Genomic DNA, 20,440 nt, shown 5'->3' on the forward strand with positions numbered 1-20,440 from the left:
TTGATTAATATTGGAATTTTACACTAAATCCAATGCTGCGCACACTTGGTTGCATAAAATAGTCGAATCCTTGGTAATATGTACCAGTAGAAGCGGATAATTCCGGATCGAACGGTGCTTTGTTATGGAACATAAACAAGTTCTTTCCGATGAGAGACACAGTAAGGTTCTGTATTTGGTTATTAAACCATTTTGTAGGAAACGTATACCCTAAAGTTGCTTCCCTCAATCGTACATTAGTCATACTGTACACATAATTTGCCAGAACTCCAGTCATACCATTACCTACTACATTATAATAGTCTTGAGCCAGAAGACGACCGTTATTAATGTTTACTCCGCCATTATCACGTGCAATAGCCGAAGCCTTGGATGTTCCATAATAATCCATTTTTGCCTGTGTGGCAGAAACACCAACACCACCGATACGTGCGTCAATCAAGAATCCAAGATTAAGTCCTTTCCAACTAAAACTGTTGTTCCATCCCCAGTTAAAGCGAGGTGCCGTGCTACCAGCCTTCATCCAAGTATTCGGATCAGCTTCAATAGCTCCCGTAGTAGCATTTACTTTAATATTACCTTTATGGTCCGTTTTTAATCCAGTTACATAAATATCACCTAATGTACCTCCCTCTTTTACAATCATTTTATAGCTACCTTGCGGATTGAAAGGTTCAATTTCCGTAATATATATAGGTTCTCCAGTCAAAGGGTTTGTTGCACCGTCAGGAAGCAAATAATCCACTGTGTTACGGTTCATTGTAAAAGTCAAATTAGAGTTCCATTTCACCGGTCCCAAATCTGCGTTAATGCCTAAACGGGCCTCAATACCCCAGTTATTTACCTTACCACCATTCAGCGTGTAGTAACTGTAACCACTACTAGGCGGCATAGTATAATTAAAAAATTGATTAAACGTATTACTGTTATAGTAAGTCAAATCAAAATTGAGCAAATTACCAAACATACGCATATTCATACCGACTTCGAAAGATTTGGTTCGCTCCGGCTTCAGATCCGGATTGAGCAGACGGGCAGATGTACTCACTTTACCACCCTCTATTGAATAAGTAGGCATAGTAATGTGACGCATCGGCGGATTACCTACTTCACTGTAAGAAACTCTCATTTTCAAAAAAGAGATTCTTGCTTTTGATAAGTCAAATATTTCACTTACTACAGCAGAAAGACCTATCGAAGGATAGAAAAAACCAGTTTTTTCACTCTTTGTATTCGCCAATGAGGAATACCAGTCATTACGTCCCGTAATATCCAGATAAGCCATACTATTATATCCTAACTGGAAAGTGGCAAATACAGCTTGGTTGTCATCAATATATCCATTCTGAGTGGCTTTTGTATTAGAGCCGCTTTGAATAATGTTACCAAATGTAAAAAGGTTGGGCACAGAAGAAAGATGACCTTCATAACCTGTCAGTTCTTGAATCATATGATTGAAACTACCACCCACATTGGCAGTGATGTTCCATTTTTCCCAACACTTGTTTATTTGAGCCATAATGTCACCATACGTATTTTTGTAGGAAGTTTTCATATTCAGGTAGTTACCATATTCTGAAGCAAAAAGTTGGTCAGAAGACGCTGATATTTTACGTTCATATGTGTCGAAGCTATTATCCACACGCATACGCCCCACGATATTTAGCCAATCCAACACCTTATAGTTCAAGTTAGCGCTGAACATATAACGTGATTTATGATTACCCATATTTTCACGGTTAACAATCCAATAGGGATTCTGCATTGCCATTCCCTGATTACCATAAGGCCAATATTGCACATCATAATACTTCTCACTATTATAACGTTCGTACACCTTATACTTATTCATATCATCTCCGCGTGGAAACAGATACAATGGTACAAGAGGATTATGATACTGTCCTTGGGACATCATATTGTTGTCATTAGTAATAATATAAGAAGCACTCATGTCAAGCGTCAATTTATCCTCGATCAACTCCGTTGTATTACGTAAGGTAAAATTGTAGCGATTGTATGTATTATTAGGAATAATACCACGAGCATTGGTAGACGCTGCTGAGAAATATGTTTGATTACGGTTATTTCCGGCAGAGAGCGCTAAAGAGTTAGTTTCCGTAAATCCGGTCTGAAAGAAATCCTTAGGTTCCCATGATGTTGCTTTCGCAGCCCCCCAACTTGAGAATTCTCCTTCAGCAGAACCATAGGTATTTTGGAACTCAGGCATAACAAAGGGAGTCATGAATTGTGTATCATTAGAATAACTCACCCGTAATTTACCTTCCTCACCTTTTTTGGTAGTTATCAGCACTACACCATTCGCACCGGACGAACCATAAAGAGCCGCTGCAGCCGCACCAGTCAATACAGACATTGATTCAATATCATCCGGATTTATACTAGAAATTCCATCACTATCACCACCATCTGCATTTTCGTAGAAACTTTTATCCTGATTAGAACGCATGGATGCCATAGGAATACCATCAATTACGTATAAGGCATTGTTATCATTTGTTATAGATTTCAAACCACGCATAACAACACGGGTAGAACCACCAATACCGGATGCACTCTGATTTATAGTCACGCCGGCAATTTTACCAGCCAGGCTGTTCATGAAACTAGCATCCTTTACAGTAGTAAGATCTGCCGCTTTCATTTCCTGCACATTATAAGTAAGTGATTTTGTTTCACGTTTGATACCCAACGCTGTGACAACTACTTCATCAAGCACTGCATTATCTTCTTGAAGTATAATGTTCAACACTTCGTTTCCAGTCACCTTCACATTTTGAACAGTATACCCTACATACGATATTTCAAGCACATCGCCTTTCTTGGTCTGAAGAGAGAAATTTCCGTCAAAATCAGTAATCGTACCTACGGTGGCACCTTTCACTTTTACATTCACTCCGATAAGCGGTTCACCATTTGCATCCTTTACCGTACCTTTTACTTGCACAGTATTGTCATCCTTTACGGTTGCACTTACCGACTTTGTAGCAAGTATTATTTGTTTGTCCACTATCGAATAAGAGATATTTGTGCCTTGGAATATTTCATCCAGAATCTCCAAAATCTTACCGGATGTATTATGCACGGACACCATACGGTCTTTTTGAATCGCTTTGTTGTTATAGAGAAAAACATAATCCGAATTTTCCTCTATTTTGTTCAATACCTGTTCTACAGATACATTATTCATCGAAATAGCCGCCCGTATTCGCTGGGCATAGCCATTTTCGGCTGAGAGTTGCAATATCACTGCAAAAAGTAATGTTAGACTAATCCTCATAACTAAAGGAAGTTTTAGATTTAAAGCATATTTAAAGCATAATGCAATAAATGAATGATTTTTTTTCATACATTTGTAGCTGACTAAAGTTTATTACTAAAATGAACTATGGTTTGATTCCGGTTAGCGTTTGCGAGACCCTATGCCGTGAATCTAGAAATTGGGGGAAGACAGTCGTTGGTAGCGGCTCTCTTCCTTTTTTTGATTATCAGTATGTGTTATATCATAGGCTATTGGTGTTTTTCAAGTTATTACTAATATAAATCTACTATTATTTTCGTCTTCGTAAATGTATCGTCTTCCCGCTGTTCGGGAGTCAGGATTTTCCATTTCAAGTTTGCCGACTTAGCCAGATAATCCAATATCTGTGTCAGTGTTTCATTTCTGAAAGTGGCGCGATAAGTATACTCTTTACCCGCATTGTTATTAAATTCAATATCCACATTGAAATGACGTTCCAAACGCTTGATAATTTCCTCCAGCGAAGCATTCCGGAATATCAGTTTCCCGTCTTTCCAAGCAACTTTTCCATAAACGTCGACTTGATTTTTCACTGTTTGGCAGGTCTGTTTGTCATAAAGCAACTGTTCACCGGGAAGCAATGTGATTGTTTCCTGTCCTCCGGGAGTCACCACATTGACTTTGCCTTTCTCCAATACTGTTTCTATATAGCTATCATTGTCATAAGCTGCCACATTAAATTGTGTGCCATATACATATACACTCAACCCATTCGGCGTATTCACATAAAACGGACGTTCCGTATCTGCTTCTACCTGAAAATAAGCTTCGCCAGTCAACTCCACATTACGGTTGTTTTTTTTGAAAACAGTGGGATAACGTAACTTACTGCCCGAATTGAGCCAGACAACAGAATGATCCGGAAGTTCATATCGTACCACCGTCCCCATGGCAGATGTAACCTCTGCGTATTTCACCTCCGCTTCCGGTTCATTAAAATATAAATACCCCAAAGTCAAAGAAGCCAATAGCAATGGAAGAGTTAGGAACGCAGCATAACGCATCAACAAATTGTATGCTTCCGCCTTTCTTCTATTCCTTATTTTTATTTGTGCCTTCCGATAAGCAGTTGGCACATTGATAGCTTCCATTTCTTTTATATCATCTCCCAATGCCTGAGCCTTGCGAAGCAATGATTCCGGGTTTTGTTTCTCCATAATCTTTCTTTTCTGTTGCTATTACATTAATAATACAAATGTCATTCTAAAAAGGGACAGGAGAACCAAAACTTTTTTTTATTTTCCATTCAAACGATAATCGCAAAACTACCATTACCCATCCGGAAAACAAAAAAGGCATGAAAAGTGTAGCATTATCGACCATCTTATTATATATTTGCAGCAGAATGGAAAAACACAGAATCTCTAAATAATGAAAATATTTTCTTCCAAACATACCAAGGAACAAGCTTTCAAACAACTTTATGAGGAGTACTATGCCCCATTCTGCCTTTATGCGAAAAGATTTGTTGACGATAAAGACATACGTCAAGATATTGTCTCAGACGTGTTTACTTCATTATGGGATAAGTTGGATACCGATTCTTTTGACTTGCAATCGGACACAGCATTAGGATATATCAAGATGTGTGTGAAAAATAACTGTTTGAACTATCTGAAACATCAAGAGTATGAGTGGAGCTATGCTGAAACGATACAAAAGAAAGCTCCCATTTATGAAACAGAGCCGGATAGTGTATATACACTTGACGAATTATACAGAATGTTGTACGAGACATTGGATAAACTTCCGGAGAATTATCGTACAGTATTTATGAAAAGCTTCTTTGAAGGCAAAACGCATGTAGAAATTGCAGAAGAGATAAATCTCAGCGTGAAATCCATCAACCGCTACAAGCAAAAGACAATGGAACTTTTGCGAGAAGAACTTAAAGATTATTTGCCGTTGTTGCTTTTGTTATTCTATCGTGCATAGCGATTCTACCTTATCTCCACACCCTATCTATTACTTATTCATCTGAAAAGTATTAATAGAAAAGTTGCTATTGATTAATAGTAAACTTCCAATCCTTTATATATAAAGTTGTTTTCGATTAATCACAAACTATAAATGAAAGCTTTGTTTTTATAATCAAAGGTTGCATTTATAAAAATGAAGCTTTCATTTATATAATCAAAGCTTGCATTTATAGTTTATGATAAGTAAAAAGTAAGTTTGCAATTAATCCAAAACAAGTTTTCACTTAATGAAGAATAACTTTTGTATTAATGATTCAGGCGTAAAATAGCAGTAGATTGCCATACAACTACCATGAGAAATGATGATAACGAGCATGAGAAATACTCGTTTTTAGGAATAAATTATGGGAAAAGTATGAGAAATGCCTGTATCCGAAAACATTTCTCATTCACTATTTCATTATATTTCAACCCATTGGCTAATAATCATGAGAATATGAGAAATGAAAATGAAAAACTCTTCTAGTAGATCACATTATCGCCTGAAATATCGCCATTAGTGTTGTAAAACTCATAATAAATTATGCAACAGAACGATATCTTTAGAAAAAAAACTATCTTTGCTAGATAATTGTTCTAAAGAATAAAAAATAATAGAAGAAGATGGAAGCAGTGAAAGGAATCCCGTACGGCATGTCCAATTTTACGGATGTAATAGAGCAGAATCGTTATTATGTAGATAAAACGATGTACATTCCTATGTTGGAAGATCAAGCAAACTATTTGATTTTTATCCGTCCGCGCCGTTTCGGAAAGAGTTTGCTCTTAAGTATGCTGCGTGCCTACTACGACCTTTCATCAAAGGATAAATTTCAGCAACTATTCGGCAATCTTTGGATTGGGCAACAGCCCACTCCTTTGCAGGGAACTTATCAAATGCTCTATCTTGACTTCTCCAAAATAGGGGGAAATATAGACGAACTGCCGCAAAGGTTCGATGCTTATAGTGCAGTGCAACTTGACGGTTTCCTAAACCGATACCGGGAGTATTACACAGACGAATTTATATCCCGCTTCAGTTCTGCCGAAAAGGGCATTGACAAACTGCATATATTAGATGATGAGGCACGCCGTTTGGGTTATCCTCTATACCTTATTATTGATGAATACGACAACTTTACCAATGTTGTACTCAATGAACTGGGGAATAAAATTTATCATGACATCACTCATGCCAGTGGATTCTACCGGGATGCCTTCAAGAATTATAAAGGCATGTTCGACCGTATCTTTATGATAGGCGTAAGTCCCGTCACTTTGGACGATTTGACAAGCGGATTCAATATCGGATGGAATATCAGTACCAATCCGTTATTCAATCAGATGCTAGGTTTTTCGGAAGAAGATGTACGTACTATGTTCCGCTATTATCAGGAAGCCGGACAATTGGATGGCAACATCGAAGAAATGATTCTGGAGATGAAGCCGTGGTACGACAATTACTGCTTTGCAGAAGACAGTCTGGGACGAGACCCGAAAATGTTCAATTGTGATATGGTGCTTTATTATCTCCGTAACCGGAGCCAATTGGGTCATTCTCCCAAGCAAATGATAGACCCCAACACCCGCACGGATTACAGTAAAATGAAAAAGCTTATCCAACTCGACCGCCTTGATGGAGATCGTAAAGGGGTGCTCAGGCGCATTGTCGAAGAGGGACAAATACTGACTGAGTTGTTCAACTCCTTCTCTGCCAACCAAATCACGAAACCGGAAATATTCCCCAGTCTGCTTTTCTATTACGGAATGCTGACTATCATCGGTAAACGTGGTGACCGTACCCTGTTAGGTATTCCGAATAACAATGTCCGCAAACAGTATTATGAATATCTACTGGAAGAATATCAATCTAAAAATGAGATAAATTTCAATCACTTGAAAGACCTTTATGATGATATGGCTTTCGACGGTCGGTGGCAACCGGCATTGGAATTCATCGCCAAAGCATATAAAGAGAATTCTTCCGTACGTAGCAATATCGAAGGCGAGCGTAATATACAAGGCTTTCTCACTGCCTATCTTAGCATAAATTCCTATTACCTGACTGCACCGGAAATAGAGTTAAGCCACGGTTTCTGCGACATGTTCCTCATGCCCGATTTACAACGCTATCCCGAAGTGAATCATAGCTACATTCTTGAATTAAAATACCTGCCGAAAGATAAATTTGAAGCACAAGCTGCGGAACAATGGGAAGCGGCTGTCAATCAGATTCATAATTATACGGCAGATTCGAAAGTGCGCCAATTATGCCAACACACGCAACTCCATTGCATCGTTATGCAATTCTGCGGATGGGAATTGGTACGAATAGAAGAAGTATAACGACTACAATAGTTTTTCCGCCAAAGTGCGGCATTCGACACGGTTGATTTTACCATTCCCCGTTTGAGGAATTAAATCCACCATCCGAATGTATTTAGGACGATGATAAGGTGACAGTATCTCCTGCACCTTATTTTTCAGTTCTTCCATATCCAATTCACCTTCGAACAATAAACTCACCGCCTGCCCCAAACGAGGGTCCGGAACCGAAGTGATGACAAACGGCACAGGGATAAACGGACGAAGCAACTTCTCCACCTCTTCCGCCTGTATCTTGATTCCTCCACTATTAATGACATTATCTTTACGTCCCAAGATGATGAAACTTCCGTCGGGATAGATACGGGCAATATCATTAGTTTGCAAAATATCATCGCAGACCAAAGGGGCTTTAATGACTAACGTATTTTCGGGAGACAAGGACAGTTCGACTGAAGAAAAAGGATAATAATGGTCGGACGCAGAATTTCCGTTCAGGCGACGCAGGGCAATATGGGATAATGTTTCTGTCATGCCGTAAGTGGAATAGGCAGCTATCGGGAGAGACTTTATTTCTGCTTCCAAAGCCTCATCTACTGCTCCGCCACCTATAATCAGAATCTCCGTTTGCTTCAACTGTTCTTTTTCTTCGCGAGTATGAAGCGTATTATAAACCTGCAAAGGAACCATTGCCGCAAATTTCAGCGGTACGCTTATATCAGAGAGAGGATGACCGGAAGCAGGACGCACTATCAGATTCAACCCTGCGACCAGAGAACGCACCACTACCATCATGGCTCCGATATAGCGGAGATTCATACATAACAAAGCGGTATCTCCCGCTTGCAGATTCAGAAATTCGCAAGTCAGGCGTGCGCTTTGCATCATTTGGTCTTTGCGTGCAATCAGCTCTTTCGGCGCACCTGTGGAGCCCGAAGTATGAACGGTAATGACCGGAGAATCATTGAACCACTCGTTCAGGAAAAGATATAAATCCCATATCACAGAAGGATAGTTTTCCGCTCCTTCTGCTACAAAACGGGCTATATCATCAGAAGTATATTCTTTTCCTTCCAATAGCAAACGTTGCTGTTTTCGGTCGAATATCATCGGATATTATTAAATTGCGTCATTACAAAACCACAAGCAGTCTTTTCTTATTTCAAGGGGCATTTCTACGTTGTCCGTAAAAAGTTGCCCTGTTCCCAAGCCTTGAGGCAACGGATTGTTGAAAGTGGCACACCATTGGGCGATGGCATTCAGACCGATATTTGACTCCAGGGCAGAAGTAATCCACCAGCCGATATGCCGTTTTTCCGCTTCGGTAATCCATTCGTTTCCCCCGCATACTCCACCATGAAGAGAAGGTTTGAGAATTATATATTGCGGACGGATGGCTGAAAGTAACTTTTGTTTTTCTTCCAAAATGTTACATCCTATCAGTTCTTCATCCAAAGCTATCGGCAACGGAGATTCGGAAGTGAGACGTGCCATTTCTTCCCATTGTCCGGCACGGATAGGTTGTTCGATAGAATGTAAATCGAGTTCGGACAGGCGTTTCAGTTTATCCATTGCATCAGCCGGAGAGAAAGCGCCGTTGGCGTCTACACGCAGTTCAATTTCTTTAGAAGAAAAGTGGGCGCGGATATGGCGGAGCAATGCCAGTTCCTCTTCAAAGTTGATAGCACCAATCTTTAGTTTGATACAACGGAATCCGGTTTCCATTTTCTTTTCTATCTGGGAAAGCATCTTATCAAAATCTCCCATCCAGATAAGTCCGTTTATCGGAATCCCCGCTTCTCCGCGTGAGAAAGCCGTATCACATAACGCCCAACTTCCCGCAAAGAAATGGCGGATGGCTGTCTCCAAGCCAAACAGGATAGAGGGATAGTCAGATAAAGAATCGACATCCAGTATTCCCTGCCGTTCTTCCACACGGCGACAGGCTTTAGCCAATATATCCTCGTAATCGGGAAGGTCGTCACAGCTCAATGCAGGCAAAGGAGCGCACTCTCCTATCCCCACCCTGCCCGGAAAGTCGGGAGAAGTCAGATGAAGATACCAGACCTTTCGTGTCGTATATGTGCCTCGGGAAGTCCCTGCCGGTTGCTTGAAATGAAGCAACCGGGGGATAATTTCTATCTTGCAGTCCATTTATTAAAAGGGAACTTGTTATTAAAAGGAACTTGTTATTAAGAGAACTTGAGATTAAGGGAATTTGGGATACTGTTTGAAGTTGGGTTTGCGTTTTTCCAAAAACGCATTCTTTCCTTCCTGAGCTTCATCCGTCAGATAATAAAGCAGCGTCGCGTCACCTGCCAGTTCCTGAATACCTGCCTGACCGTCTAGTTCGGCATTCAGTCCGGCTTTAATCATGCGCAAAGCCAACGGGCTGAGCTGCATCATTTCTTCCGCCCATTGCACATATTCGTCTTCCAGTTGTTCTAGAGGGACTACTTTATTTACCAGTCCCATATCCAGCGCTTCCTGTGCATTGTATTTCCGGCAGAGGAACCAGATTTCACGCGCTTTCTTCTGGCCTACCACACGTGCCAGGTAAGATGCGCCGAACCCGGCGTCAAAGCTACCTACACGAGGTCCTGTCTGACCGAAGATAGCATTTTCGGAAGCGATGGACAAGTCGCACACCACATGAAGTACGTGCCCGCCACCGATGGCAAATCCGTTCACGGCAGCAATCACTGGTTTCGGGATACTGCGGATTTGTTTTTGCACGTCCAGCACACTCAGACGGGGAACGCCGTCTTTGCCGATATAACCGCCACGCCCTTTCACGTTCTGGTCACCGCCCGAACAGAAGGCTTTATCTCCGGCTCCGGTGATGACAATCACGTCAATATCCGCTTCTTCGCGGCAAATGCGCAATGCGTCACTCATTTCGGCAGTAGTAGTCGGGGTGAATGCATTCCGATAACGTTCACGGTTGATGGTGATACGGGCAATGCCATTATAGTAATCAAAGAGAATATCGTCGTATTCTCTGATGGTTGTCCACTCTCTTTGTGTTGACATAATCTATTTTTGTTTTAATTGGTGATAATAATTTTTCAGCATTCGTGCGTCTTTGTTCTTGTTGGTGAACACTTCCAATAAGACAGGGCGTTCCTTCGCTTCCGGTTGAGTGAAAATCTGCATGGTTTCAGCCAGTTCTTCGTCATTCTCCGCTTGCAGATAAAGGAATCCCCGTTCTTCCGCCCAACCTTTGGCAGACGTTTTATGAACGGCCGCGATAAATTTGTGCGAAGTGCCCGACATATCCAGTCCAGGCAAGGTATGGAAAATCTCCCCGCCACCGTTATTCAACAAAAGAATACGCAGGTTGGGACGGACATTCACATTCCACAACGCATTCATGTCGTAGAAGAAACTCAAATCCCCGATGGCTATAAAATTCAGCTTATCGGAAGCCGCCGCATAGCCGACAGCCGTAGAAAGCGAACCTTCAATGCCACTCGTCCCCCGGTTGCAGCAGACTTCAATCGTAGAGGGAATGGCATATAACTGGGCATAACGGACGACCGAACTATTCGCCAGATGCAAGGCGCATGATTCCGGCAAGGACTTTATCAATGCACCGACAGCCGCCATCTCCGAATAGGCAAATCCCGGTTCGGGGATGATTTTGCAATAATTCTCCCACACACGGGGGTATTCAGGAGTACGGTTGTCGAGCAGGCTAGCTATCTTTTCCAAGAATTCGAACGGGTCCATTTCAATCACGGTAGTCAATGCACCGTAGAGGTCGACCACTTCACCGTCCGGCGATACGTGCCAATGTTCTTTGGGCGGATGCTGGCGAAGGAACTTCTTCAATCGTTTGGAGACAACGTGCCCGCCATAAGTAATCAGCAGTTCGGGAGACATCTGGTCTATTTTCTCTTCGGGCATGGCATAGAGTGCCGCGTCGAAGTTCTTCACCGGGATACCGGGAACAGTCTGATTGCCGATATGCTCCGTCAGCCAGGCAAAGTGCTTATATAATAATTTGGTATATCTCTTTTCAAACAGATAGATAAGGTTCATCTGACCGACAATAATCATCCGTTTCTGATATTTGTTCATGCGGTCGATGAGGTCGTTGTAATCACGGTCGTAGACGTTCAAGCCTTGATAACGCGTGATGACACGTACTTCGGGCAGGACATCCGTCGTAAACTGGAACAACGGTTCGGAAATAGGGACATTGATATGAACCGGCCCCTTTCCGTGATGGTTCATCTCCAGCAGGGCTTCATTTATCAGGCGGTTGCAGTACCATTCATCTTCATCCGTGTGAATCTCCGGAAGATTGACCGACTTCTTGACCAGAGACTGGAATACACCCGGTTGCGGAAGTGTCTGCCCGTCCATTTGCCCTATCCAGGCTGCGGGGCGGTCGGCAGAAATGACAACCAGAGGAACATTCTGATAGAAGGCTTCTGCCACAGCCGGATGGAGATTCAATAATGCCGTTCCGGAAGTGCAGCAGATTGCGGCAGGCTTGCCACCATTCAACGTAAGCCCGATGGCGAAATACCCCGCACTCCTTTCGTCTGTCACTGCATAACAGGTAAAATCAGGATGGTTGGACAAGGTATGCACGATAGGTATGTTACGGCTGCCCGGACACAATACTATTTTAGTAATCCCGTGCGCCTGAAGCAACGCAACCAGTTGGAGTATGTTCTTCTTATCTGTGTACATGATGGTTAGTGGTTAGTGAATTAGTGATTAATAAGCTATCAGCCGTTTCATGGTCTGCAACTTCTTTTCCGTTTCCAGCCATTCGTCGTCCAGTTCCGAAGAAGCCAGTAATCCGCCTCCGGCATAAAGGGTCAGTTGTTCGTCCTCGATATGCATACAGCGCAGGTTCACATACAAATCCGTCCTTCCGTCGGGGTCGAGCCATCCGATAAAGCCGGAATAGTAACGGCGGTCGTAACCTTCGTTTTCCAATATGAATTGATAGGCTTCTTCCTTGGGAAGCCCGCATACGGCAGGCGTCGGGTGCAGAACTTTCAGAAGATTTCCCAAATCCTTATTATCTTTCAAGGAGAAATGAAAATCGGTTTTCAGATGCGACAATGCTCCGGCATAGGCAGGATAAGGCCCGTTCTCTGTAGAACGTATGCCTAATGAAAGAAGTTGCCGACGGATATAGGATGCTACATAATCCTGCTCTTTCCGGTTCTTCTCATCCCACACTTGCGGTAATTTGCCGTCCTGCAAAGGTTGCGTTCCGGCCAGTGCGACGGTGTTCCATCCATCTTTTTCTCCCGACAGGATGATTTCGGGCGTGCTACCTAGCCAGATACCCGTCTGAGGGGTATAGCATAGGTATATATAAGAATGGATATACCGTTTGCAAGCCGCACGGAACACTGATGAGGGAGAGAAATCCGGCATCTGACCGATAACGAGTTCGCGGGATAGCACTAATTTGTCAAAAGTCTCGTCGCGTAAGGCATTTATGAACGTGTGAAAGCACGCGGCATACTTATCCGTACAAGTATTCAGAAAAGTTTCCTGCCTTTGCGTTTGCCCGGCTTTCTCCTGTTCGCCGTCCGTATCCACGTCCGTCGGCAAAGGCTGTCCCGATTGGTCTGACTGTATCAGCACAATCGGGCATGTCTCGCTCACCCGAAACGGGGCGATGACAAATCCTCGCTGCCCGTTCAGGTCTTTGAGGTCATAGATTAAACGGACAGTTCCCCCGGTCTGTAAGAGGCGGGGGACTTTCTCTCCGGGAATACGGTAAACAGCAAACGGTTGCTTTTGCCGGATGAATGTATCAATAACTGTCAGATTACTTATTTCTTCGTCAATCATCTTTTTTTCATAACACTGTTGACTACCCGTACGGAAGACACCAGTTTGTTGGTTGAAGTAAAGACGTCTACATTCCATATGTGGGATGAACGTCCCTTATGTACAATGGTTGCTACTGCCCGCACGGTATCTCCTTCGTGGGCAGAAGAGATGTGGTTTCCGCTGACTTGCATTCCTACGACGATTTCGTCCGGCTGGCAAAGAATCATTGAACCCAGTCCGGCAACCGTCTCTGCCAACGCAAGGGTGGCTCCGCCATGCAGAATGCCGAAAGGCTGGCGCGTACGATGGTCTACGGGCATCGTAGCCTCCACCCGCTCTTCGTCAGCATAGGTATATTGGATTCCCAAGTTTCCCATTAATGCGTGACGTGCCTGCGCATTCAACTGGTCAAGAGGGATTTCCGCTGCACGGACTTCGGCAAGAATCGCTTTCTCGACGGCAAGCGCTACTCCGTCTTCTTCGTTCGAAGTTGTCACATAGTCGGCACAAGCCTTCACCGAATCCTGAGAATGTCCCATGGCTACACCCAGTCCGGCCAATTGAAGCATGGTTACGTCACACACGCCGTCGCCGATGGCAATAACTTCTTCCCGCTTCACGTCCAACATTTCGAGCAGGGCGCCTAACGTATTCGCCTTGTCAATGGCACAGGGAACTACTTCGAGGAAGTACGGCTCGGAACGGAATACATCCAATGCCCCGTTCAGGCGTCTCTTCCAGTGTTCTTCCAAGCCGACAAGCGCTTCTTCGTCATCGCTGACAAGCATACACTTACAAGGGGCGAAATCAATGGCGGAAGAGAATTCGTCTTCGTGAATGAGTTGCAGATTATTCAGCCGGGCTTCTCTCCGGATGTGTTCGTTTTCGGGAGAGTCCGTGATAATCGTATTATCGTGATACGTGAATAAGGCGAAGCCGTTCTTGCGGGCTTTCTTTTCGAGGTAAGGCAGCATTTCGGGATTGATGCGGCGTTCGAACAGTATTTCTCCATTCTGCGCATTTATAATCTGGCAACCGTTATAAGAGAGGATATAACCGCCATAGTTTCCAAGTTCGAGTGATTTGGCAAGCGGCAACAAGCCGTAAGTGGGTCGGCCGGAGGCTAGGACAACACGCACGCCCATCTGCTGGATTTTCAGCAAAGCAGCCCGCGTACGTTTACTAATTTCTTTCGCATCATTAAGCAATGTTCCGTCTACATCCAAGACCAATAATTTATACTTCATGGCTACACGATTTTGATTTAGATTACAAATATAAATCAAAATCGTGGGAATCTCACACCGACAGGAGAAAGAATATGTTTTTTCTTTAATAGTACAAGCTTATATCAAACTGACGTTATTTAATTAACTTTATAGTAATAAACCGAAAAAGCCGAGAATTGTCTACTGGAAACTCCTAATCCCTAAGCGAATCCTGCGCTTTCTTAAATTCGTAGGGTGTCATTCCTGTCTTTTTCTTGAAGAGGTTGTATAAAATCGGTGTACTGTTAAAGCCGGACTCATCCGCTATGGCACGTATTGTATAATTGGGATATTTCTTCATCAATTTGATTGCATAAGTAATACGCAATTCATTGATATACCCGTTAAAGTTAGTCCCCGTACATTCACGTATCATCCGGGCAAAACGTGCATTATTCAGATGCACTATCTGCGCCAGGTCTTCTCTTGACAGTTCCGGTGAGAGATATAACTGCTTTTGAAGGACTATCCGGTTCAATTCATGAAATATCTTCTTGTTCTCTTCCTCTTCACCGCTGACCTTATCCGTTTCATTCAGTTCTTCCTGTTCTTCAGACGAAATGACTTCCGGCTCTATTTCTGACGTGACAGCCAGTTGTTCGTATGCTTCCGACAACCGATTGTCGTCTTTCCTATTGGAGATTCTTTCGTTTATAAGCCGGGCAAGCATCCTGTTCTTATACTCGACTATATGATTGAAATGCCACAAACGCCATACAACAAACAGAGTCAGCACCACAATACATGCAAGGAAGCAGAGAGTTATATTTCTTATTCTCAATTGAAAAGCCTGTTCGGCGATATATTCTTCTTTTTCAGAGACACCATACATTGTATTTAATTCCAATGCGGCGTTGTTCCTATCGCGGGTATTGATGCTGTCCGTTATGGCTAAAATCGTTTCATGCACTTCCGCAACTTCTTTGTATTTATGCATACCCAAGTATGCTTTCACTTCATGTCGGAGAACAGTCAGATATTGTTCGTTCAAAGTATCTTGCTGAGACTTCATCAGTTCCTTAAACCCTCTGCAGTTATCTATGACTTTTTCATATTGCCCGAAAAGCATCAAATAAGGGACCGAATACATTTTTCCATCCGGAGTATGTGATTCTTTCTTTGACAAGTATTTCTGATAATATTGCTCCGCCTTATCATTTTTCTTCTTGGTGCAATAGATATAGGCCAATTGGGCATATAAATAGCTATATTGGCCGTCTACATAACCGTCGGGAATTTCAGGCAATGATTGAAGCTGCCCAATCAACTTCTCACGTTCAAAAGCAACTTGCAAAGCCTCATCAATTCGGGAATCAGTCATCAGAAAACTCATTTCTGCTCCATAATAACCTGAAAGCAACATCATTTCCCGCATCTCCTTTGAGCCACGCAGCAGTTCAATAGTCCGGTTGAAATAACCATACGCTTTATCTTTAAAAGATAATCTCCAGTTATTCTCTCCCATGCAGAAGAACAATCTGGCTTTGGCCTCTCTGTTATCTACCTCTTGCGCCTGCCTGATTCCTTCTAATGCATAATGCATACTTTCATTATATTTGCTCATCATTGACGAGAATTCAGCCAAATATACAGTCATTTTCAGCATGTGTTCCGGGTCTTTCTCGTATATGGAATCAAGCAAATATGCTTTTTTCGCATACATAAACGCAAGTTTGTTCATATACATATTACTATATGACAAACTACGCAATTCGTTTATCACCCGCAAAGAAATTGTTTCCTTGTTCTCCGCTTCGTCCAGTAATTGTAGAGCACGCTCAGAGTCAGAGATATAAATATCCCGGATATACTTTTCAGTATAGAGAGAATCATTATGTATAGTTTTATCAGCCCTCGAATATTGATTGTGTACAAATAAAAGCACTAAAATACATACCAAAAAACGCATAAAATCTTACCGTGTTTAATCATTTAGCATCAAAGGTATGTATTTTCTATATAAAGTGCAAGTAGGAATTTAATTAAAAAAGACCAGTCCCGAACCCGTATGTTCCCCATCTCCTGTGCGAATAAAACCGATAGTGGAGGGATGATCGATAAAACGTTGATTCACAACACAGAAAATTTATCTTAATAATTCTTTTTATTTTCTTATTTACTACAACAGGCACAGGAACTTTTAATTTTCCATTTGTTTTGTATCATACCATACCGGAATTATTCGGTTCATTTATTCCACTGGACAATGAACAATCGAAGGGCATAGACCATTTTGCTTATACATTGGGCGAATATGCCAATGGCGATGAGTGGAAAGAAACTAAGTTAGAATAATAATCATGATGTATAATTAAAATCAATTCGAGTATGTTAGAAAATGAAATTTGGGGAAATTCCGTTCAGAACTGGATAATTTCCATACTTATTATTGTCGCGGCGATTGTTATTGTGAAGTTAATCACGCTATTAAGCAAAAGAGTACTCAAACCCTTAACAGACCGGACCAAGAATCAACTGGATAATATTATCTTTTATTCTCTCGAACCGCCTGTCAAGTTTGCAATTATTCTACTGGGTATCTGGATAGCTATTCATCGGTTGGTATATCCGGACAGCTTTGTGAAAGTAGTGGATAACATTTACCGTATTCTGATTGTATTGGATATTACCTGGGTATTCGCCCGTTTATTCAGCGGTTTGCTTCAGGTTTACTGGGGACGTCGTTCAAACGGTCAGAATAATAAAATGCTGCCGATTATTAAAAGGACAATTCTGGTTGTTGTCTGGATTATCGGTCTTGTAATGGCATTGAGTAATGTAGGAGTGAATATCAGCGCATTATTAGGAACCCTGGGTATCGGTGGTATCGCATTTGCTTTGGCAGCACAAGACACGGTAAAGAATGTGTTCGGAGCCTTCACCCTTCTGACAGACAAGCCTTTCAATATCGGAGACACTATTCGTTTCGACAGTATCGAAGGAACAGTAATCGATATAGGTATCCGGAGTACAAGGATTATGAACAATGATAAACGTATCATCACTATCCCGAACTATAAGATTACCGACTCTTCTATCATCAATATCTCTTCCGAACCGATGCGACGGGTCGCTCTGAAGCTCGGACTGACGTATGACACAACTGCCGAAAAGATGAAAGAAGCTTTGGAGATTTTAAAAGCTCTTCCACAAAAAGTGGAAAATGTCTCTTCCGGTCCATCGGATGTGGTTGCCGTCTTTACGGAATATTCAGACTCTGCACTAGGCATCATGTATATCTACTATATTAAGAAGCAAGGGAATATATTAGAAGTGACTTCAAATATGAATATGGAGATTCTGGCTTCTTTCAATAAGGCGGGGCTTGAGTTTGCTTTTCCGACACAGACGGTTTACATACAAAAAGACGAACCGGAGGATAATGGCAAAATTTCAAAACCAGACTCATCAAAATCAGAAAAGTTCTGAATACTTTACGTATAGTAAAGACAGCTAGGATACTAATGATATAAAACCAATAAAGAGGATGCCCTACGGTGAACATCCTCTTTATTGGTTTTATATCATTAGTATCCACTAAAAAATCGCAAAACAAAACATAGATGCTCATTATCCAAAAGTGATATAAACATTTTTATTTATTAAGCCTCCCCCATTTCTCTTACATCGGAATTCAATTAAAATTCTGACACAACAAACTCTCCATCTAACCAAGCAATCATGTTCAACACCAATAAATTCCAATTCTGAAAACCTTTATTAAGAATCGGTTCGCCATTATCCGGGGAGTAATATTCATGTAACGCCCCAAAACGTTCATAATCGTTTCCCAACAGTAATACAGTTTTCTCCGCTAACTCTTTCGCCTCTTCTACAAATCCATAAGATATCAAACCTTTGAATACAAAATAGTTAACACATATCCATACCGGACCTAGCCAAGAAGAAGGATTACCACTGGCACGTATGTCATACATCTTTTCTAAAGGTGACAAAGTACGTACTCCGGCAGCAGCATTAAACAGACGGGGATTGCGGTATTGACGTTCTACAATCTCCTTTGCCTGCTCCGGGGTTGCTATTCCTGCCCACAAAGCCATGAATCCACTCCAGACACTCAGGCGCTGTATCAAACAGTCGTATGTACGGGGTTGACCTGTATGGTAGTGAAAACCGGACGTTTCCGGCTTTTCTACCGGAAGCAAGTTAAGGTCGACACTGTAATAAAAGCCATCTCGAGGATCCCAACAATGTTTCCGGATATTTTCTTTCAACCTTTCGGCCTCCTCTTCGAAACGCTTCTCAATATCCGGCATATTCAAACGTCCTGCCAGATACTCCATTGCCAGCAGCTCCTTATACATCAAAGCGTTCAGAAAAATGGAACCCGAACTTCCATGAGGACGGTAAAAAGTACTGGGATCATTATCCACGCCAATCATCTCGTCATTTTCCCAATAAAGTAGACCGGTAGCTTTATGCCGATGATAATTCAAGTACTTGCCTACGAATGTCTGCAAATTATAGAAACCTTCCCGCAACCATTCGGCATCTCCACCCATTTGTTTTACCACGAATGCGGCATGTTGTGCCAATACGGGCTTATGCATATTCGTCTTCCAAGGGTTAATCTTTTGCAGCACTTTCCATCGTTCTTCCGTATCTTCAAAGATACAAATGGGTATCCATCCGTCCCCTCCGCCATAATTCAGGAAATTGAGAATGCAACCTTTCTCATACTTCATCAGTTCTTCACAATCGGCTTTCGTACCGTGCTCAACCATAATCTGACGCAAAGCTATATCGCTCAACCATGAATCCCAATCCCACAACTGATTGGGATACTGTCCGCTACCCGGAACCAGAAACGGATATTTCAATGCTCCTATCGGTTCGCGATACATGCCTTTCTTATTCTTGTAAATATGTTGCCGGCATATCATCTTGTATTTCTTGATATTTTCCGCATTTCTTTCCGGCAGTTGCGCCATTAAAGAAATTCCTATCAAGCAGTTCAGGCATAAAAACAATATCTTTTTCATAAATGATATTTATTATTTAAGGGCTCCATATAGAGCTTCCGCTATCTTCTTCATTCCTTCATCATCAGGATGGGCAATGATGAAATCTTTAGTTATAATGTATGGCTTTCCGTGTATGTCATAAAGAGTGTCTCCGGCTTTCGGTCGCGAATCATACAGACAGTCTATCCAGTCAATCGGAATAAAAGTGAGCCCGTGTATACGCGCAGCGTTGATGATGGCACGTTCCTTTTCCTCATCTCTCCAGAAACAACCGGTGATGACTACTTTATTTGCTTTCAGCTTGCAATATTCCACCAACCGAAGGATACCTGATTTAAATGCTTCCTTATCTTGTACGTTTTCTCCCAGGCGAATGACAATCACATCCTTATCCGCCACATAATCACCAATCAGTGAATCGATGCTACAATTCAGGTTACGTTCCCAATAAGCAATGTTCAATGGAGTAACTATCGTGCCGGGACGGTCGTGAGAGAGCATCTTCTCCAATTAATGGCAATAGTCGTTTTCTTCTTTGGATGCCGCCATGCCCCATTCGGAAAACCATTCAATGTCCGCTTTATATTCGTGCCGGGTAATGGAATTTCCCAAACAAAGAACTTTCAGTGGATTACGAGAACTTTCATCTCCTGCAAAAAAAGAGGAAGAGGTTGCTTGAACCGCAGTATTTGCACAAAGCAACAGTCCAATAAGGAGAGATGTATAAATTTTATTCATAGTGCAACTAAATAATGTAATGATATAAATGCT

At 42.1% G+C, this 20,440-nt stretch carries 15 protein-coding genes; 3 read left to right on the forward strand and 12 right to left on the reverse strand.

The features are described from left to right. Window positions 1–4: 4 nt before the first annotated feature. Window positions 5–3,301 (reverse strand): TonB-dependent receptor, encoded by a 3,297-nt coding sequence (locus CLIN57ABFB40_RS09780; protein ID WP_175629892.1) that lies wholly within the window; start codon window positions 3,299–3,301, stop codon window positions 5–7. A gap of 254 nt (window positions 3,302–3,555) precedes the next feature. Further along, window positions 3,556–4,479, reverse strand: a complete 924-nt coding sequence (locus CLIN57ABFB40_RS09785) for a FecR family protein (RefSeq protein ID WP_175629893.1) — start codon at window positions 4,477–4,479, stop codon at window positions 3,556–3,558. 214 nt (window positions 4,480–4,693) lie between these two features. On the opposite strand from CLIN57ABFB40_RS09785, the gene CLIN57ABFB40_RS09790 reads away from it, so the two are divergent. Together CLIN57ABFB40_RS09790 and CLIN57ABFB40_RS09795 are read left to right on the forward strand one after the other, a co-directional pair. Continuing rightward, a complete protein-coding gene (locus CLIN57ABFB40_RS09790) occupies window positions 4,694–5,257 on the forward strand; it encodes an RNA polymerase sigma-70 factor (protein WP_175629894.1) in 564 nt (187 codons plus the stop codon). 647 nt (window positions 5,258–5,904) lie between these two features. Beyond that, window positions 5,905–7,626 carry an ATP-binding protein gene (locus CLIN57ABFB40_RS09795; RefSeq protein ID WP_175629895.1) on the forward strand — a complete coding sequence of 574 codons (1,722 nt, stop codon included), beginning with the start codon at window positions 5,905–5,907 and terminating at the stop codon, window positions 7,624–7,626. A 3-nt stretch (window positions 7,627–7,629) separates the two neighbouring features. Here CLIN57ABFB40_RS09795 and CLIN57ABFB40_RS09800 read toward each other — a convergent pair whose 3' ends face one another. The 7 genes from CLIN57ABFB40_RS09800 to CLIN57ABFB40_RS09830 form a co-directional block, all read right to left on the reverse strand. After that, the gene (locus CLIN57ABFB40_RS09800) at window positions 7,630–8,715 is read right to left on the reverse strand and encodes an AMP-binding protein (protein ID WP_175629896.1); all 1,086 of its coding nucleotides are present in this window, start codon (window positions 8,713–8,715) and stop codon (window positions 7,630–7,632) included. A 9-nt stretch (window positions 8,716–8,724) separates the two neighbouring features. Further along, window positions 8,725–9,759, reverse strand: coding sequence for an o-succinylbenzoate synthase (locus CLIN57ABFB40_RS09805; protein ID WP_175629897.1), 1,035 nt, complete (start codon window positions 9,757–9,759; stop codon window positions 8,725–8,727). A gap of 54 nt (window positions 9,760–9,813) precedes the next feature. Next, entirely contained in the window at window positions 9,814–10,638 is an 825-nt protein-coding gene (gene menB, locus CLIN57ABFB40_RS09810) for a 1,4-dihydroxy-2-naphthoyl-CoA synthase (protein ID WP_024986206.1), read from the reverse strand. Window positions 10,639–10,641: 3 nt separating this feature from the next. Next, on the reverse strand, window positions 10,642–12,309 hold the full coding sequence (menD, locus tag CLIN57ABFB40_RS09815) for a 2-succinyl-5-enolpyruvyl-6-hydroxy-3-cyclohexene-1-carboxylic-acid synthase (RefSeq protein ID WP_175629898.1): 1,668 nt from the start codon (window positions 12,307–12,309) through the stop codon (window positions 10,642–10,644). Window positions 12,310–12,336: 27 nt separating this feature from the next. Continuing rightward, the gene (locus tag CLIN57ABFB40_RS09820; RefSeq protein WP_175629899.1) at window positions 12,337–13,434 is read right to left on the reverse strand and encodes an isochorismate synthase; all 1,098 of its coding nucleotides are present in this window, start codon (window positions 13,432–13,434) and stop codon (window positions 12,337–12,339) included. Next, a complete protein-coding gene (locus CLIN57ABFB40_RS09825; RefSeq protein ID WP_175629900.1) occupies window positions 13,431–14,663 on the reverse strand; it encodes a Cof-type HAD-IIB family hydrolase in 1,233 nt (410 codons plus the stop codon). Before CLIN57ABFB40_RS09825 ends, CLIN57ABFB40_RS09820 begins: the two co-directional genes overlap by 4 nt. Before the next feature lie 175 nt (window positions 14,664–14,838). Then, window positions 14,839–16,593, reverse strand: coding sequence for a helix-turn-helix domain-containing protein (locus tag CLIN57ABFB40_RS09830; RefSeq protein WP_175629901.1), 1,755 nt, complete (start codon window positions 16,591–16,593; stop codon window positions 14,839–14,841). A gap of 419 nt (window positions 16,594–17,012) precedes the next feature. On the opposite strand from CLIN57ABFB40_RS09830, the gene CLIN57ABFB40_RS09835 reads away from it, so the two are divergent. After that, window positions 17,013–18,113 carry a mechanosensitive ion channel family protein gene (locus CLIN57ABFB40_RS09835; RefSeq protein WP_175629902.1) on the forward strand — a complete coding sequence of 367 codons (1,101 nt, stop codon included), beginning with the start codon at window positions 17,013–17,015 and terminating at the stop codon, window positions 18,111–18,113. Window positions 18,114–18,322: 209 nt separating this feature from the next. Here CLIN57ABFB40_RS09835 and CLIN57ABFB40_RS09840 read toward each other — a convergent pair whose 3' ends face one another. Genes CLIN57ABFB40_RS09840 through CLIN57ABFB40_RS20250 form a run of 3 tightly spaced genes read right to left on the reverse strand, consistent with a single transcriptional unit; the run spans window position 18,323 to window position 20,407 of the window. After that, a complete protein-coding gene (locus CLIN57ABFB40_RS09840; protein WP_175629903.1) occupies window positions 18,323–19,687 on the reverse strand; it encodes an MGH1-like glycoside hydrolase domain-containing protein in 1,365 nt (454 codons plus the stop codon). A 12-nt stretch (window positions 19,688–19,699) separates the two neighbouring features. Next, on the reverse strand, window positions 19,700–20,179 hold the full coding sequence (locus tag CLIN57ABFB40_RS09845; RefSeq protein WP_254871730.1) for a hypothetical protein: 480 nt from the start codon (window positions 20,177–20,179) through the stop codon (window positions 19,700–19,702). Beyond that, window positions 20,180–20,407 carry a hypothetical protein gene (locus CLIN57ABFB40_RS20250; RefSeq protein WP_254871731.1) on the reverse strand — a complete coding sequence of 76 codons (228 nt, stop codon included), beginning with the start codon at window positions 20,405–20,407 and terminating at the stop codon, window positions 20,180–20,182. Window positions 20,408–20,440 lie beyond the last annotated feature (33 nt).

The sequence above is a fragment of the Bacteroides acidifaciens genome, assembly GCF_903181435.1.
Taxonomy (GTDB): Bacteria; Bacteroidota; Bacteroidia; order Bacteroidales; family Bacteroidaceae; genus Bacteroides.